17 protein-coding genes are annotated in these 15,735 nt (G+C 63.5%); 10 read left to right on the top strand and 7 right to left on the bottom strand.

Annotated features, from left to right (window positions below; translation table 11 throughout):
* Positions 1 to 12: 12 nt before the first annotated feature.
* The gene (locus tag NKJ81_RS15210; RefSeq protein WP_352540891.1) at positions 13 to 2,100 is read left to right on the top strand and encodes a PAS domain S-box protein; all 2,088 of its coding nucleotides are present in this window, start codon (positions 13 to 15) and stop codon (positions 2,098 to 2,100) included.
* A gap of 88 nt (positions 2,101 to 2,188) precedes the next feature.
* Here the strand turns inward: NKJ81_RS15210 and NKJ81_RS15215 are convergent, their stop codons facing one another.
* The gene (locus tag NKJ81_RS15215) at positions 2,189 to 2,593 is read right to left on the bottom strand and encodes a hypothetical protein (protein WP_352540892.1); all 405 of its coding nucleotides are present in this window, start codon (positions 2,591 to 2,593) and stop codon (positions 2,189 to 2,191) included.
* 418 nt (positions 2,594 to 3,011) lie between these two features.
* On the opposite strand from NKJ81_RS15215, the gene NKJ81_RS15220 reads away from it, so the two are divergent.
* On the top strand, positions 3,012 to 4,214 hold the full coding sequence (locus NKJ81_RS15220) for an aromatic ring-hydroxylating oxygenase subunit alpha (protein ID WP_352540893.1): 1,203 nt from the start codon (positions 3,012 to 3,014) through the stop codon (positions 4,212 to 4,214).
* Between the two features lie 11 nt (positions 4,215 to 4,225).
* On the opposite strand, the gene NKJ81_RS15225 is transcribed toward NKJ81_RS15220, so the two are convergent.
* The 3 genes from NKJ81_RS15225 to NKJ81_RS15235 form a co-directional block, all read right to left on the bottom strand.
* Positions 4,226 to 4,993, bottom strand: a complete 768-nt coding sequence (locus NKJ81_RS15225; protein WP_352540955.1) for a DUF429 domain-containing protein — start codon at positions 4,991 to 4,993, stop codon at positions 4,226 to 4,228.
* Between the two features lie 62 nt (positions 4,994 to 5,055).
* Positions 5,056 to 5,940, bottom strand: coding sequence for a pyridoxal kinase PdxY (gene pdxY, locus NKJ81_RS15230; RefSeq protein ID WP_352470715.1), 885 nt, complete (start codon positions 5,938 to 5,940; stop codon positions 5,056 to 5,058).
* 9 nt (positions 5,941 to 5,949) lie between these two features.
* On the bottom strand, positions 5,950 to 6,201 hold the full coding sequence (locus NKJ81_RS15235) for a hypothetical protein (protein ID WP_352540894.1): 252 nt from the start codon (positions 6,199 to 6,201) through the stop codon (positions 5,950 to 5,952).
* A gap of 161 nt (positions 6,202 to 6,362) precedes the next feature.
* Between NKJ81_RS15235 and NKJ81_RS15240 the strand changes: the two genes are divergently transcribed.
* The 6 genes from NKJ81_RS15240 to ppa all read left to right on the top strand — a co-directional run bounded on the left by NKJ81_RS15240 (position 6,363) and on the right by ppa (position 10,832).
* A complete protein-coding gene (locus NKJ81_RS15240; protein ID WP_352540895.1) occupies positions 6,363 to 7,007 on the top strand; it encodes a LemA family protein in 645 nt (214 codons plus the stop codon).
* A 167-nt stretch (positions 7,008 to 7,174) separates the two neighbouring features.
* A complete protein-coding gene (locus NKJ81_RS15245; protein ID WP_352500800.1) occupies positions 7,175 to 8,017 on the top strand; it encodes a TPM domain-containing protein in 843 nt (280 codons plus the stop codon).
* A 52-nt stretch (positions 8,018 to 8,069) separates the two neighbouring features.
* A complete protein-coding gene (locus NKJ81_RS15250; RefSeq protein WP_352540956.1) occupies positions 8,070 to 8,912 on the top strand; it encodes a TPM domain-containing protein in 843 nt (280 codons plus the stop codon).
* A 10-nt stretch (positions 8,913 to 8,922) separates the two neighbouring features.
* Entirely contained in the window at positions 8,923 to 9,561 is a 639-nt protein-coding gene (locus tag NKJ81_RS15255) for a TPM domain-containing protein (RefSeq protein ID WP_352540896.1), read from the top strand.
* A gap of 117 nt (positions 9,562 to 9,678) precedes the next feature.
* On the top strand, positions 9,679 to 10,185 hold the full coding sequence (locus NKJ81_RS15260) for a GNAT family N-acetyltransferase (RefSeq protein ID WP_023678138.1): 507 nt from the start codon (positions 9,679 to 9,681) through the stop codon (positions 10,183 to 10,185).
* A 116-nt stretch (positions 10,186 to 10,301) separates the two neighbouring features.
* Positions 10,302 to 10,832 carry an inorganic diphosphatase gene (gene ppa / locus NKJ81_RS15265; RefSeq protein WP_352451245.1) on the top strand — a complete coding sequence of 177 codons (531 nt, stop codon included), beginning with the start codon at positions 10,302 to 10,304 and terminating at the stop codon, positions 10,830 to 10,832.
* Positions 10,833 to 10,847: 15 nt separating this feature from the next.
* On the opposite strand, the gene NKJ81_RS15270 is transcribed toward ppa, so the two are convergent.
* On the bottom strand, positions 10,848 to 11,438 hold the full coding sequence (locus NKJ81_RS15270; protein WP_352540897.1) for a hypothetical protein: 591 nt from the start codon (positions 11,436 to 11,438) through the stop codon (positions 10,848 to 10,850).
* Positions 11,439 to 11,536: 98 nt separating this feature from the next.
* Positions 11,537 to 12,142, bottom strand: a complete 606-nt coding sequence (locus NKJ81_RS15275; protein ID WP_352540898.1) for a TetR/AcrR family transcriptional regulator — start codon at positions 12,140 to 12,142, stop codon at positions 11,537 to 11,539.
* Between the two features lie 82 nt (positions 12,143 to 12,224).
* On the opposite strand from NKJ81_RS15275, the gene NKJ81_RS15280 reads away from it, so the two are divergent.
* Together NKJ81_RS15280 and NKJ81_RS15285 are read left to right on the top strand one after the other, a co-directional pair.
* Entirely contained in the window at positions 12,225 to 13,508 is a 1,284-nt protein-coding gene (locus tag NKJ81_RS15280; RefSeq protein WP_352474677.1) for an MFS transporter, read from the top strand.
* Positions 13,509 to 13,786: 278 nt separating this feature from the next.
* On the top strand, positions 13,787 to 15,361 hold the full coding sequence (locus NKJ81_RS15285) for an alkaline phosphatase D family protein (RefSeq protein WP_352540899.1): 1,575 nt from the start codon (positions 13,787 to 13,789) through the stop codon (positions 15,359 to 15,361).
* A gap of 47 nt (positions 15,362 to 15,408) precedes the next feature.
* Here NKJ81_RS15285 and NKJ81_RS15290 read toward each other — a convergent pair whose 3' ends face one another.
* Entirely contained in the window at positions 15,409 to 15,690 is a 282-nt protein-coding gene (locus NKJ81_RS15290) for a hypothetical protein (RefSeq protein ID WP_352451242.1), read from the bottom strand.
* Between the last annotated feature and the right edge of the window lie 45 nt (positions 15,691 to 15,735).

Consider the following 15,735-nt stretch of genomic DNA (forward strand, 5'->3'; position numbering starts at 1 on the left):
CAGGAAATGACCATGACGGCTGAAACAGCACGCGCGGACACGCAGGGCGCCAGGCAGGGCGCGGCGATGGTGGCCGTGCATGTGGTTCGCCGGCTGCGCGAAGCCGGCGATTGGCAGCGCGAGATGGAAGGTATCCTCCAGACGCTTTGCGAAGCCATGGATTGTCACCGCGGCATCCTGTTTCGCCTGCGCGAACTGCCCGGCCAGGGTTTCGCCCAGTCGGTCGCCGCTTATTGGATCGCCCCCCGGTTTGGCGGTGAGCTGGCGTCGCCTACCGTCATCGTGCAGTCGGTCGTCGATTCGGACCCATTGCTGGAACGGCTGGCGGAGGACGAGCGCCAAGGCAAGATCTTCGCCGGGCACACACGCGATCTCGAAGGCTTTCTGCGGACCGATTTCGAAAAGCAGAACATCAAGTCGTTCCTGTCGGTGTCGGTCTTTTCGCACGGCAATTTGTGGGGCACGCTGGCGGTCAACGACTGCGTCAACGAACGCGAATGGACCGACCAGGAAGAGGCGGCGCTGCACATGGTGGCACTCGCCATCGGCGATGCCATCGAACGATCGCCCTCCGACGCGCATGCCAGCGACGTCATTCGCCGCACCATGCTGCAGGCCTCGCTCGACGCCATCATCGTCATCGACGAGACCGGCTCGATCATCGAATTCAATCCGGCCGCCGAGAAGATGTTCGGCTATCGGCGCAGCGATATCCTCGGCAAGGACCTGCTCGACACGGTCGTGCCGGAATATTACCGCAAGGGCTATGCGTCCGGCGCCGAATATATGTCGGGCCGCGGCGCGCCGATGGTCGGCCAGCGGCTCGAAACGGTCACCCAGAACGCCGCCGGCGAGGTTTTTCCGATCGAGCTGACGGCAACCGAGATGCGGGTCGCCGATCGCCAGCTGATCTTCGGCTCTATCCGCGACCTGCGCGACAGATTGCGCGCCGAGGAGGAAATCAACCGCCAGCGCGAAAAACTGCACCAGAACGAGAAGATGGCGGCGATGGGCTCGCTGCTTGCCGGCGTTTCGCACGAGCTCAACAACCCGCTGGCCGTGGTCGTCGCCCAGTCGACGCTGCTGCATGAATTCGCCGCCGATCCGCAGACCAAGGTGCGCGCCGAAAAGGTGCGCGCCGCTGCCGAGCGCTGCGGCCGTATCGTCAAGAGCTTCCTGTCGATGGTCCGCCTGCACCCGGCCGCACAGGCCGAAACCGACCTCAACCAGGTGATCCGCGCCGCACTCGAAGTGACCGCCTATGGCGCACGGTCGAGCGGCATCATCATCGACACCGATTTCGCCAGCGGCCCGCTGCTGGCCATGGCAGATGCCGACCACGTGACGCAGGTGGCCGCCAACTTCCTCATCAACAGCCAGCACGCCTTGGCCGGCGTTGCCGGCGACCGCCGGATCAAGGTCCGGACGTTTCGCAGCGACCGCGGCAATCCCGGGTTCTCGGTCGAGGACAACGGACCAGGCGTGCCGGAAGCGATACGTTCACGCATATTCGAATCCTATTTCACCACCAAGCCGGTCGGTGTCGGTACCGGCATCGGCCTGTCGATCTCGAAATCGATCATCGAGCGGCACAATGGCAATATCTGGTTCGAGGAGGTTTCGCCGAGAGGTGTGCGTTTTGTCGTGCAGCTGCCGGCGATCGCTGCTGGCGCGGCCGCCGCTAGCGACAGTCCGTCGCGGTCGAGCGGCTTGCGTCACGCGCTGATCATAGACGATGAGCCGGATGTCGCGGCGTCGCTGTCCGACATTCTGGAGTTGATGGGCATCAAGTCGCGGATCGTGCCGGCCTGGGTCTCGGCCGCCGCGACGCTGAGCGGCCATGCCCCGCCGGACATCGTGTTTTCCGATTTGCGCATGCCCGGCACCAGCGGCATAGCCGCCTATCGCGAGCTACTCGCCGAATTGCCGGGTCTGGCGCAGCGCTTCGTGCTTGTCACCGGCGATCTGATCGGCGCGAAAGGCGAGATCGAGGCGCTGCCGGCGCCGCAGCGGCCGCCAATCCTCGAAAAGCCGTTCAGCACGCTGGATGTGCGCGGCGTGCTCTCGGCCATTGCCGAGCAGGCGGCTCTGGGCGGCTAGACTCCGAGATCTCTCCCGGAAGAAAAAGGCTCCCGGCCGACATTGCGGCGGGAGCCTGACTGGAGTGCTGGAGGGCGCTCGCAAAAAATCAAAAAACGTTCGGCGTATCGGCCAGCGGGGCGGCGTTGGCGATCATGCGGACCGGCCGTGCCTTGCCCGACTGGGCGGCGATGACGCGCAGGCAGTCCAGGCTCTCGGCGCCCCAGGCCTGCCCCTTGCAGGCAAAATCGATCTCCGGCGCCGGCAGGCGCGCCGTCTTGGTGGTGGTCGTCGCGCCATCGATGAGGTTGGCCGGCGGGTTCAGTGAGGCGAAGGCCGGACCGACGGTCGGTGTCAACGCCATGCCGGCAAATGCGGCAGCCGCCAGCAGCATGAACATCGCCATTGGATGATCACTGGCGCGCTGGCGCAGCGCCAGCTTCGGGCGCCGGTCGTTACGCTGGGGACCCTGCTGGCGAAGGTCGGTATCGGTGATCTGGATTTTCGTACGCATCGTCGTTTCCTTCGGTCTTCTTCTTTTCTCTGTTGAAACGAACCTAATCGCACCTTGTAACCGGCCAACGATGATGAATTAACGATTGTGTAACCGGCATGAAACCAAGCCGGCGGCCATTTCTGGGCAAACCGATCCGGCGTAGCTGGCAGCACCGGTGGCATTCTCTGCTCGTTTTCCGCTACCCACGGCACCAGATCCGCGTCGCCTTTCCAGGCCCACGGAGCGTCGGGCGCTCAACAAGTGTAAGGGGATTAACGTCTGGAATTCCCGGGATTTTCCCGGCTTCGATCGTTCGGACTGGGCTCTCGAATCCCGTTCGATTTCCCGTCAAGACTTAGCCCCATTTTTCCAAGCCATTGCATTTCAATGGAAAATATGCTTTTATTGAACGACCATTCAATAAATAAGAGCCTTTATGAACCCGCACCTGCGTGACGTGGCAATCCCCAACGATTGGGATCGGCGGGGGCTGCCGGGCTGGAGCTATCATTCCGACGCCTTGCTCGAACTCGAGAAAGAGCACGTCTTCCGCAACCATTGGCAGATCGCCGGCCATGTCTGCGACGTGCCGAACGCCGGCGACTATCTGACGATGGATGTGGTCGGCGAGCGGGCGCTGATCGTGCGCGGCAAGGATGGCGTTGTGCGCGCCTTCAACAATATGTGCCGCCACCGCGGCAGTCGCGTCGTTGCCGACAGCCAGGGCACTTGCAAGAATGCGCTGGTCTGCCCCTTTCATGGCTGGGTCTACAATCTCGACGGCACGCTGCGCGGTGCTGCCCGCCCCCGTTCATTCCCCGACCTCGACAAGACCGATTTCGGCCTGATGCCGCTCGAGCTCGAAATCTGGATGGGCTTCATCTTCATCCGTTTCCGCAAGGGTGGGCCGCAGCCATCGGTGGCCGAGCTGTTGAAGCCGATCGAAGCCGAGATTGCCCATTACGGCGTCGCCGAGATGGTGCCGTCCTGGGGCATCTGGACCCAAAAGACGCCGGTCAACTGGAAGTCGGTGCGCGATGTCGACAATGAAGGCTACCACGTCGCCATGGCGCATCCGGCGCTGCAGGACCTTTACGGTGCGACCTATTTCGACGAGCCGTTCGTCAACGGCGTGTCGCGCTCGTTCGCCACCTACAATCCGCATGCCGGACGGCGCTGGAGCGTCGCGCAGTACATCAAGCTCGCACCCGAGGCGAAGCACCTGCCGGAACACCTGCGCAAGGCCTGGATCTACTACGGCATCTTCCCGAACAACGTGCTGTCGCTCATGCCGGAATCGGTGCAGTTCTATCAGGAATTTCCGCTGTCGACGGGTGAGACGCTGCTGCGCGGCGCCATCTACCGCTATCGCGACGAGACCAGGGAACAGGCGGCAGCCCGCTACCTATCCTACCGCATCGACCGCGACACGCTGGCCGAGGATGTACAGCTTTCGATATGGTCCAACGAATCCATGCTGTCCGAAGCCTTCGGAGGTTTTTACCTCTCCGATCTCGAATATGGCGTGCGCACCCACCACGACCATTTGCGTAAGCAAGTTCCCGTGCTCGGATTGGAGACCGCGCCCGAGGAGAAGGATATGTGGGCACTCAACGAGGCGCTCAGATCACGCTCCTGACGCCCCGGTCCTCAGGCCCAAATGGCGACCGGAATGCCGAAACGATCGGCGAGCGGCGGATCCGGAAACGGCATTGCCTCGCCTCTGACGATGCGTCCGGCAACCACCATCATCGCCGCGGCGTCGAGGAAATCGTCGGCGGCCGCGCCGCGCGGCGGCGTCTGGTCGAGAAAATCCTGGCTATAACCATGCTGGGCAAGCAGCGCCTTGCGTTCGGCCATGCCGGCCGGATTGATGTTGCCCCTGATCTTCTTCGGCAGGCGCATAGCGCGGTCGCCGTTCAGTTTGCAGAAGGCAACTTCCGGATGCGATTCGAAGACGCGGCTGCGCAGTTCGGGCCGCGCGATCAGCAGCGAATCGATCTCGCGGACCTTGGCGAAGATGCCGAAGGCCTGGATCGAGACGCCGCGCGGCGGATCTGATGTCGTCCTGGCCACCTCGCTTGCCTTGCGATGTGCGGCGTACCAGGCATCGACCGTGGTGAAGGCTTCGACCTCGGCGTAAAGCGCGGCGCGGGAGGGGATGGCAAAGACACTGGACTGCCGGGCCCCGAGCAGCGGCCGCACCAGCGCCTCCGGGCCGCGACCGCCTCGTTGCGAGAAATCGGGCAGGCCGATTGGCATATCGACCGCTACCAACGAGTCGGCGGGCAGTCGGTCGAGCAACGCCGCGAAGCTCGGGAAAACGGCTGTCGACGGTGCCGCACCGGGATCGCGGCGGACGGCTATCCAGCCGGCCTTGCAACCGTCGACGCCGACAAGCACAACACCCCAGGGCATAACATCGTCGGGCGCAACATCCTCGGGCGCATCATCCTGGGGCACGGCGTCTTCGGCCTGCGTCACGCCCGGCGGTCCCGTTCCGGATGCAGCAGATGGCGAAGCTGCACCATCGCCATCGGGTGCGACAGGCTCTGGGCATCGGTCTCGAGCTGCAACTCGTCGCCGCCGCGCTTGGCGGTCCGCGCCAGGATCTCGTAGACCGCCGCCGTGGTCGATTGCAGCGCCTTGGCGGCCGGCTGGCCGGACAGGATCCGCGCCAGGTAGACGGCAGCCGTCAGGTCGCCGAGCCCATTCGGCGGCTTGTCGATGAGCCGGTGTTCGGCAAGCAGTGCCTCTCTGCCGGCGAGCAGCAAATTGCCGGTGCCGCCGGCCATCATCGCCGGCGCCGATGTGACCAGCATGGCCGGTGGGCCGGCCTGCAGGGCTGCAGCCATTGCCGATTTCAAGTCGGGCAGCGGCGCTCCGGCCATCCATTCCAGCTCGTAGCGGTTGGGCGTGGCGATATCGGCGATCGGCATCAGCCGGTCGCGCATGGCGATTGCGGTCGGCTCAGGTACGTAGAGCCCGCCCGAATCGCCCATCACCGGATCGCAGATATAGAGAGCGTCCGGCGTCTTCGCCTTGACCGCGCCGACCAGCGAAGCGACGGCTTCGGCCTGGCCAGCCTCGCCGAGATAGCCGGACAGCACGGCGCCGACCTCGCCCAGCCACGGCGCGCGCTCGAGGTCGGCCATCAGCGCCTTGAACTGGTCCAGCGGCGGCACAATGCGGGTGGCCCGGCCATGGCCCGGATGCCAGGGCAGGATGACGGTCGGTACCGCCCAAACCGGAAAGCCGAGCGTCTCCAGCGCAAAGACAGCGGCACGGTTGCCGACCGAGCCACGGGCGACATGACTGGAGACGACGATGACCGCGCGCGGCGCGTCGGTTTTTTCGGCACTCATTGATTTTTCCTAACTGCCCCTGGTGACGAAAAGCACGAGCCAGATCAACAGGCCAATGGCAATAAGCAAGCCCGCTGCCCGACCGATGCGGGTGCCCCAATATTCGATCGGGTCCGGCCGGTCGGCATCGGCCGCAGTGACGTGGTCGCGCGCGCCTTTAGTCGTTCGTGCAAGGAACGAGGTGCTCCCCGGGTCGGTCTCGCGCGCCACCCGTTCGATGATGCGGCGCGATTCCGCGTCGCTGTCGTGGCGTTTCGCCATGGTGATGTCCCGTTTTATGCCGAGCTTAACCCGTTCGCCTCGTCTGTCACAGGGCCCGACGGCGAATGGCAGAAACCAGTAACACTTCTCGGCCGAAGTCATTTTCTTACGCAAGGATTGTGCTAATGCTTCGCCTGCCAATGCTATCGAGGGGACTTATCATGCTTGCCCAGCGCCTTTCTTCGCCGCCAACCTTCCGTAATTTAGCTGCGTTCCTGGTCATGGCCGTCATGCTGCCGCTGCTTGCCGGCTGCGGCTACAACACCATTCCAACAGCTGAGGAAAACGCCAAGGCCGCATGGAGCGAGGTGTTGAATCAATACCAGCGCCGCGCCGATCTCATCCCCAATCTGGTCAACACGGTCAAGGGCTACGCGGCGCACGAGAAGGACACGCTCGATGCCGTGGTCGAAGCGCGCGCCAAGGCGACGCAGGTGACCGTGACGCCGGAAACGCTGAACAATCCGGAAGCCTTCAAGAAATTCCAGGACAGCCAGGCCGGCCTGACCAGCGCGCTGTCGCGCCTGCTGGCGGTGGTGGAGAACTATCCCGATCTCAAGGCCAACCAGAACTTTCTGGCGCTGCAAGCACAACTCGAAGGCACCGAGAACCGGATCACGGTCGCCCGCCGCGACTATATCCAGGCAGTGAGAGAGTACAATCTGACGCTGAGGACCTTCCCGTCGGTGATCTGGGCGACCTTGTGGTTCCGCGGCAACCAGCCGTTTGCGAATTTCACCATCGAGGAGGATAAGATGCAGCCGCCGAAGGTCGATTTCGGCACCAACACCACGCAAGGCGGGTGAAGAACAGCCGGTGAGCGTGGTCCCTATTGGCCTTGCACTCCGTAGCGCCCCCCTCTGCCCTACCGGGCATCTCCCCCTCCAGGGGGGAGATTGGCAGCTTTGGCTTCACCGCCCATCCTGCATCGTTGGAGATTGGCGAAAACAGCCCTGACAGCCGATCTCCCCCCTTGAGGGGGAGATGTCCGGCAGGACAGAGGGGGGCGCGACAGAACGCCAGCCTGGCCTTCCTGCTCGTCTTCCAAAGCCTTCTCCTCCTCCCGCTCACCGCCCTTGCCGCCGCACTGCCGGCGCTGACCGGACGGGTCGTCGACAACGCCGGCATCATCGATGCCGCGACCGAGACGGCGCTGACGCAGAAGCTTGCCGAGTTCGAGACCAAAGGGTCCGACCAGATCGTCGTCGCGACCATCCCCAGCCTCGACGGCGAGGAGATCGAGCCTTACGCCAACCGGCTGTTCCGCGCCTGGAAACTGGGCCAGGCGAAGGAGAACAACGGCGTCCTGCTTCTGGTGGCGCCGAACGACCGCAAGATGCGCATCGAGGTCGGCTATGGGCTGGAAGGCACGCTGACCGACCTGCACACCAAGCTGATCATCGAAAACGACATGGTGCCGGCCTTCCGTGCCGGCGATTTCTCGGGCGGCATCAGCAAGGCCGTCGACGACATGATCATGGTGCTGGAAGGCAATCCCGAAGAACTGGAGGCGCGCGGCGAACGCAACCAGCAGCCGCCGTTCAACAGCGACGATCTGTTCTTCACGATCTTCATAGCCATCTGGGCAATCATCTTTTTCGGCGGCCTCGCAGCCTCCATCCTGCCGCCGATCTTCGGCCAGAAGATCGGTCCCGGCCGCTATCGCTGGCTGGGCATGACCTTCGAGCCAAACCGGCGGTCGTCCGGCGGCTGGTCGGGAGGTTCCGGCGGGGGATGGTCGTCGGGTTCAAGCGGTGGCGGGTTTTCCGGCGGCGGCGGTTCGTCCGGCGGCGGCGGCTCCTCGGGAAGTTGGTGACGAGATGACAAGACACGCCATCAGCCCGGTGGAATCCGGCCGTTTCATCAAAATGATCGGCACCGCGCTGTTGGCCATGGCGGTGCTGCTGGTCGGCTTCGCGGCGCTCGCCGCCGCACTGCCGGCGCTGACCGGACGGGTCGTCGACAATGCCGGCATCATCGATGCCGCGACCGAGGCGGCGCTGACGCAGAAGCTTGCCGAGTTCGAGACCAAAGGGTCCGACCAGATCGTCGTCGCGACCATCCCCAGCCTCGACGGCGAGGAGATCGAGCCTTACGCCAACCGGCTGTTCCGCGCCTGGAGACTCGGCCAGGCGAAGGAGAACAACGGCGTCCTGCTTCTGGTGGCGCCGAACGACCGCAAGATGCGCATCGAAGTCGGCTATGGGCTTGAAGGCACGCTGACCGACCTGCACACCAAGCTGATCATCGAAAACGACATGGTGCCGGCCTTCCGTGCCGGCGATTTCTCAGGCGGCATCAGCAAGGCCGTCGACGACATGATCATGGTGCTGGAAGGCAATCCCGAAGAACTGGAGGCGCGCGGCAAGCGCAATCCGGCGAATGACAATCCTGTCGATCCCATCTTCATGCTGTTCATCGTCCTGTGGGCGACGATGTTCTTCGGCGGCTTGGCAATGGCGTTCCTGCCGCCGATCTTCGGCACGAAGCTGTCGCCGGGCGTGTACAAGTGGCTGGGCATGACGTTCCGCTACGGCCGTGGGCCAGCTTCGTCATCTTCCGGCGGCGGTAGCTGGACGTCCGGGACCTCGTCAGGCAGTGGCTGGTCGTCTGGAAGTTCCGGCAGCGGTTGGTCGTCCGGAAGTTCGGGCGGCGGGATTTCAGGCGGCGGCGGCTCGTCCGGCGGCGGCGGTTCTTCAGGAAGCTGGTGAGACATCAATCATGGCAACACGACCGATCAGCCCCGAGGATCATGAGCGCATCGCCGATGCGATCCGCGCTGCCGAATCAAAGACCGACGGCGAGATCTACTGCGTCGTGGCGCATGCCAGCGACAGCTATTTCTTCCCGGCCGCTTTCATGGCGATGCTCAGCATGCTCGTCGTCAGCCTCGCCGTCGGTTACGGGCTGGAAGCCTGGTGGCTGTCGATCCGCTTGCCGCATTTCGTCATCGCCGAGCTTCTGGCGCTTGCCAGTGTGCTCATCCTGTTGTGGGCATTGCCGGCATTGCGCATCCATTTGGTGCCGAGGCGGCTGCGCTACCAGGCCGCCCACGCCAATGCGATGAAGCAGTTCCTCGCCCGCAACGTCCACCGCACCACGGCGCGCACTGGCGTGCTGGTGTTCGTCTCGATTGCCGAGCGCTACGCCGAGGTGGTCGCCGACAGCGGCATCGATTCTCGTGTCGGCCAGCATGTCTGGGACGGTGTCGTCCGCGACCTTACGGCGCATGCCGGCGACGATCGGCTTGCCGAGGGGTTCGTCAAGGCGATCCAAGCAGTCGGTGGGGTACTGGCCGAGCATTTTCCGGTCTCGACCGGCGACAGCAACGAACTGGACGACCATCTGGTCGAGATTTGATCTCGCCAAAAGCGGTTTCGCAGCGTCTCAAGGACGCACCGTCCGGCTGTGTGAAAGCATCGCGGCGGTTGACCGGACTCTTGCAATCGGGCGCGGCGGGTTTATGGTTAACCAATCATGAATACGCTGAGCATCGACATCAGGAAAGCCGAACCGCGCGATGCAGCCGCCATCGCCGACGTGCATCTCGAGGCTTGGCGCGGCGCCTATTCGGGCATCATCCCGCACCGCACGCTGACATCGATGATCAACCGCCGCGGCGCCGACTGGTGGGCGAATGCCATTCGCCGCGCTGCCACCGTCCTGGTCGTCGAAATCGGCGGCAAAATTGCCGGCTATGCGACGATCGGCAAGAACCGCGCCCGCGAACTCAGGCAGCAGGGCGAGATCTACGAACTTTACCTGCGGCCGGAATATCAAGGCATCGGGCTCGGCAGCCGGCTGTTCTCGGCCGCGCGGGCACGGCTGGCCGACCATGGCCTGAAAGGCATGGTGGTCTGGGCGCTGGAAGACAATCAGAACGCACTTGCCTTCTATGCCGGCGCCGGTGGCCGCGATGTTGCCGAAGGCGTCGAGATCTTCGAGCAGAAGGCGCTGAAGAAGGTCGCTTTCGTCTGGGAATGACGGCCAGCGCATGATCCGGCCGGTTTTCGGTTAGGACGATCTCCCCGTACCATTCGCCGCATTGCACCATTCGCCGTCGCCCGCTATCGATCTGCAATCGAGAGAGGGATAAAGCGATGCGTATCGAAGCGATTGCCAGCGGAAAGAACCCGCCCGAGGACGTCAACGTCATAATCGAGGTGCCGATCGGCGGCGAGCCGATCAAGTACGAGATGGACAAGGAGGCCGGCACGCTGTTCGTCGACCGCTTCCTGCACACTTCGATGCGCTATCCCGGCAATTACGGTTTCGTACCACACACGCTGTCGGGCGACGGTGACCCGATCGACGTATTGGTCTGCAACACGCGCGCGCTGGTGCCAGGCTGCGTCATCAATGTGCGGCCGATCGGCGTGCTGGTGATGGAGGACAATGCCGGCCAGGACGAGAAGGTGATCGCGGTGCCTTCGCCCAAGCTGACCTTGCGCTACGAGGACGTCCACGAATACACGCAATTGCCCGACATTACCCGCCAGCAAGTGCAGCACTTTTTCGAGCACTACAAGGATCTCGAACCCGGCAAATGGGTCAAGATCGAAGGCTGGTACGATGCGGCCTATGCCAAGAAGATGATCGTCGAGGCAATCGAGCGGGCCAGGCGCAAGTAATTGTCGGGCAAATAATCAGTTGTCGACGCGGCCGAAAGCGGGCGCGTCGCCAAGCACCTCACGCTTGTCCTTGCCGCAGGCGAAGGTGCGTGCCTTCTCGTCGGCAAGCTTGCGCGCCTGATCGTTGGCGGCGGGATTGCCGGTGGCGAGCACAAGGCCGATCGTGCAGCCTTCGTGGGCGTCAGGCTGGGCAACCTTGGCCACAATCAGCACTTCCGTCGACTTGTTCTCGCCCTCGCTATCGCTGATCGAGCGACGATGGATGACGGCGAACGGAATGGCAGTTTTGCCGTTGGTTTCGATACGCCACTCGACCTTGGGTCCAGCCGAATTGAGACCGGAAAAGCTTTCCCAGACCGTGGTCATGTCGCCAGGTGGAAAGCCGTAGAACAGCGATTCCCGCGCGTCGTCGTAGGAAACCAGCACCGGGTAGCCGCGGTAGCCCGAACAGGCGAGATCGGCCCAGTCGCCGTCGCCTTCTTCCGCTTGGGCATAGGTGACGCAGTCCTTCTCCCAATCGAGATCGGTATAGACGCTGGATATGTCGCCGGCCCGGGCCGCCTGGCAGAAACCGGCGAGGGCAAGCGGGATCAAGAGAGCGCGCATGGCGGAACAACTCAGTTCGGGGGGCGCAGCGTACCGTCAAATTTAGCAGCAGCCTAGAGGAAGTCAGGCTGCGCACAGTGGTCTGGCAAAACGGAACACTATTTCTTCAAACTTGCCTCTATCAGAAGATCGGCGTTGCGGGCCACCGACTGCGCCGGTCCGCCGGCACCGAACAGCTGGCCGCTAATATAGGCGCCCTCGATCAGCAGCAGCAGCCCGTCGCCCAGCGTCTCGGCGTCGCCGGCGCCCATCGCCGCCGCCATGGCGCGCAGGCGGCGGCGCAGTTCCTGCTTGTTGGCCTCACTCACGACGCGGGCCGGATGGCCATGTTCGGGATATTCGACCGCGGCATTGGTCATGCCGCAGCCGCGATAGTCGGGCCTTTGCGTACGCTTGCCGACACGCGTCAGGAAGGCGACGATCTGCGCGCGCGGATCGCCGGGATGGGCATCCACCGCCTCGTCGAAACGCTCCCAGAATTCGAGGTCATAGTGCCGGAGGTAGGATGCGGCCAGCTCGTCCTTGGACGGAAAGCTGCGGTAGAGGCTGGGTTTGGTGACGCCGGCACGCCGCACGATCTCGTCGACGCCGATCGCCCTGATGCCTTGCCGGTAGAACAGATCGCGCGCCACCTGGAGAATCCGTTCGGCGGCGCGAGGCGGCGGTGCGTCATTGGCCTTGATCGTTGGTTCAATGCTTTTCATGCCTGGTCTGCCGATTAGCTGGTTGACAATGTTACCGGTCGGTACGTATGTTTCGCGCTCCTGCAACGTACCGGTCAGTAACATGATAGCTCAATCCCGCCCGTTTGGCCAGCGCTACGCTTTCGTCGTGGTCGCCGTCATCTTCCTTTGCCTGCTGATCGCAGCGGGCCTGCGTTCGGCGCCGGCAGTCATGATGCTGCCGCTGGAGAACAGTTTCGGCTGGCGGCGCGACGTGGTGTCGCTGGCGGCGGCCACCGGCATCTTCCTCTATGGCCTGACCGGGCCGTTTGCCGCGGCGCTGATGGAGCGGATCGGGCTGCGCCGCACCTTGCTTGCCGCGCTGCTCTTGATGTCGGGATCGACCGCGCTCAGCCTGTTGATGACCAAACCGTGGCATCTGCTCCTCACCTGGGGCGTGTTTTCCGGCGTCAGCTCGGGCGCCGTCGCCACCGTGCTCGGCGCGACCATCGTCAACCGCTGGTTCAAGACCAATCGCGGCTTGGTGATGGGGCTGATGTCGGCGTCCAGTGCCACCGGGCTGCTGGTCTTCCTGCCGCTGCTCGCCTCGCTCGCCCAGTCGGGCGGCTGGAAGCCGGTCGCCATCGCCATTGCCGTGGCCACCGCCTGCCTGGTGCCGCTGGTCTATATGCTGGTGCCGGAGCGCCCGGCGTCGATCGGCATGGTCCGCTATGGCGCCGATGCCGACGACGTGCCGCCGGTGCCGCCAGCCTCGCAAGGCAATTTCCTTTCGCATACATTGAGCACGCTGCGCCGCGCCGCCGGCACGCGCGTCTTCTGGTATCTGTTCGCCACCTTCTTCGTTTGCGGCTTCACCACCAACGGGTTGGTCGGCACGCATCTGATCGCCTTTTGCGGCGATATGGGCATCGGCGAAGTGCAGGCCGCAGGCCTGCTGTCGATGATGGGCATCTTCGACCTGATCGGCACGACGCTGTCGGGCTGGCTCACCGACCGTTTCGACCCGCGCAAGCTGCTCGGCGTCTATTACGGCATTCGCGGCCTGTCGCTGATCTATCTGCCCTATTCCGGCTTCTCGGCGACCAGCCTGATCATCTTCGCGGTGTTTTACGGACTGGACTGGATCGCCACGGTGCCGCCGACGCTCAGGCTTTCCAACGAGGCGTTCGGCGACCGCAGCGGGCCGATCGTCTTCGGCTGGATCGTCGCCGGCCATCAGGTTGGCGCCGCGACAGCGGCCTTCTTCGGCGGCACCATGCGCGAGCTGCAAGGCAATTACGAGCTTGCCTTCCTGATCGCCGGTATGACGGCAATAGCCGCCGCCTGCATCTCGCTGCTGATCAACACCAGCCGCCCGGCGTTTGATCCGGAACCGCAGGCGGCGTAGGGCGCAATCGGCCGTGCTAATCTCCCCCCTTGAGGGGGAGATGGCCGCGAAGCGGACAGAGGGGGTCGGTCCAACGGGGCTCGGCCCCTTATCGCAGGCGCAAGAGGTCGGTGCTCCATCCGAGACGACCCTCTCTGTCGCCTTCGGCGACATCTCCCCCTCGAGGGGGAGATTCGCCAGCCTGTTCACTGTTATCAAACCTTCATCGTTTCGAAATGTGCCTGAAACATTGAAGCTGGAGCTTGGCGGCGACGTTCAACGCCATCCAGGAGACAGCCATGAACAAGATTTCGATGACGCGGCGCGCTTTCGTCACGTCGGCCAGCGCCGTTGGCCTGGTCGGCGCCTCGGGCCTCGCCCTCCCCTATTACTCGCGCGCCAATCAGCGCCCGGCTTTCACCCATGGCATCCAGTCCGGCGACGTCGACGCCACCAGCGGCATGGTCTGGACACGCACCGACCGGCCGTCGCGCGTCATGTTCGAGGTGTCGCCGACCGAAAGCTTCACCAATGCCGTCCGCCTCGCGCCGCTCGATACCTCGCCGGCCAGCGATTATACGGTGAAGCGGCTGCTTACCGATCTCGCCTCCGACCAGGACATCTTCTACCGCATGGTCGCGGCCGATCTTGCCGACATCAACGCCGTTTCCGAGCCGGTCGTCGGCCGCTTCCGCACGGCACCTGCCTCGAAGCGCGACATTCGCTTTGCCTGGTCGGGCGACACCGCCGGCCAAGGTTGGGGCATCGACGAGACCGGCATGAAGACCTACGCCACCATTGCCAAGCACACGCCCGACTTCTTCCTGCATTCGGGCGATACGATCTATGCCGATGGTGCGATGAAGGACGAGGTCGACCTGCCCAACGGCGGCAAGTGGAAAAACAAAGTGCTGATCGACGAGAAGCGCAAGGTTGCCGAGACGCTGGACGAATACCGGGCGCAGTGGAAATACAACATGATGGACAGGCATGTGCTGGCGCTCAGCGCCATCTGTCCGACCTTCTATCAGTGGGATGACCACGAGGTGCTGAACAACTGGTCGGACTCGAAGGACCTGAGCGCCGACGATCGCTACACTGAAAAATCCATCCATGTGCTGGCGGCACGTGCGGCGCGCGCCTTCCACGAAATGACGACGATCCGTTACGAGCCGTCGGAGCCCGGCCGCGTCTACCGCAAGATCGCCTATGGTCCGCTGCTCGACGTGTTCTTCCTCGACATGCGTTCCTACCGCGGCCCCAACGGTCCGGATATGCAGGAGACGATGACGCCGCAATCGCGCATCCTCGGTGAACAGCAGATCAAGTGGCTGAAGCGTGAACTGGCGAATTCCAACGCAACCTGGAAAATCATCGCCGCCGACATGCCGCTCGGCCTCGTCGTCTGGAACGACGGCACCAAGAAGGTAGGGGCCGAGGCGGTCAGCAATGGCGACAATGGCCCGGCCAAAGGGCGTGAGCTGGAAATTGCCGACCTTCTTCGCTATATAAAGAATGCGGGTATCAGCAACACTGTCTGGCTCACCGCAGACGTGCATTATACAGCCGCGCATTACTACAATCCGGACAAGGCGCAGTTCCAGGACTTCGATCCGTTTTGGGAATTCGTTTCGGGTCCGATCCATTCCGGGACGTTCGGGCCTAATGGTTTCGATATGACATTCGGCCCGGAGCTGAAGTTCATAAAGGCACCAACTGCCGAACAGGGTCAAAACCTGGCGCCTTCGGCCGGCCTGCAGTTCTTCGGGCTCGTCGAGATCGATGGCGCCACCGAACAGTTGACGGTGCGGCTGATGGATCGCGACGACAGCGAACTCTACAAGGTCACGCTTGATCCGGTGCGGTCGGCGTGAGCGACGGCGCCACTACCCTCGGGCCAGCCCGAGGGTAGGAACGTATATCAATCGGGATAGCAGACGACGGGAATGTTGGGCCAGACGGCGCTGTCGCATCCGGCATTTTGCTGCCGCTGCTTGAAGGCGGCGCTGACCGGCCCGGTCACCACCGGATCGACGCCATCGGGAGCATCGGCAAAAAGCTGCTCCGCCGACGGCTTGTCGGACGGCAAAGCAGACCGCGTCTCCTTGAACGACGCCGCCGATTGCGCCGCGCCGGCCGCGAGGAGGACGGCGAGCGCGGTACATGCCAAAATCGGCCGGAGTTTGATGCCTATCTCGATCATGAAATTCGAACTGTCCGGACCATGAAAGGTTCCGCCTTGGTTAAT

This window comes from Mesorhizobium sp. M0018, from assembly GCF_040323955.1.
In the GTDB taxonomy this organism is placed as follows: domain Bacteria; phylum Pseudomonadota; class Alphaproteobacteria; order Rhizobiales; family Rhizobiaceae; genus Mesorhizobium.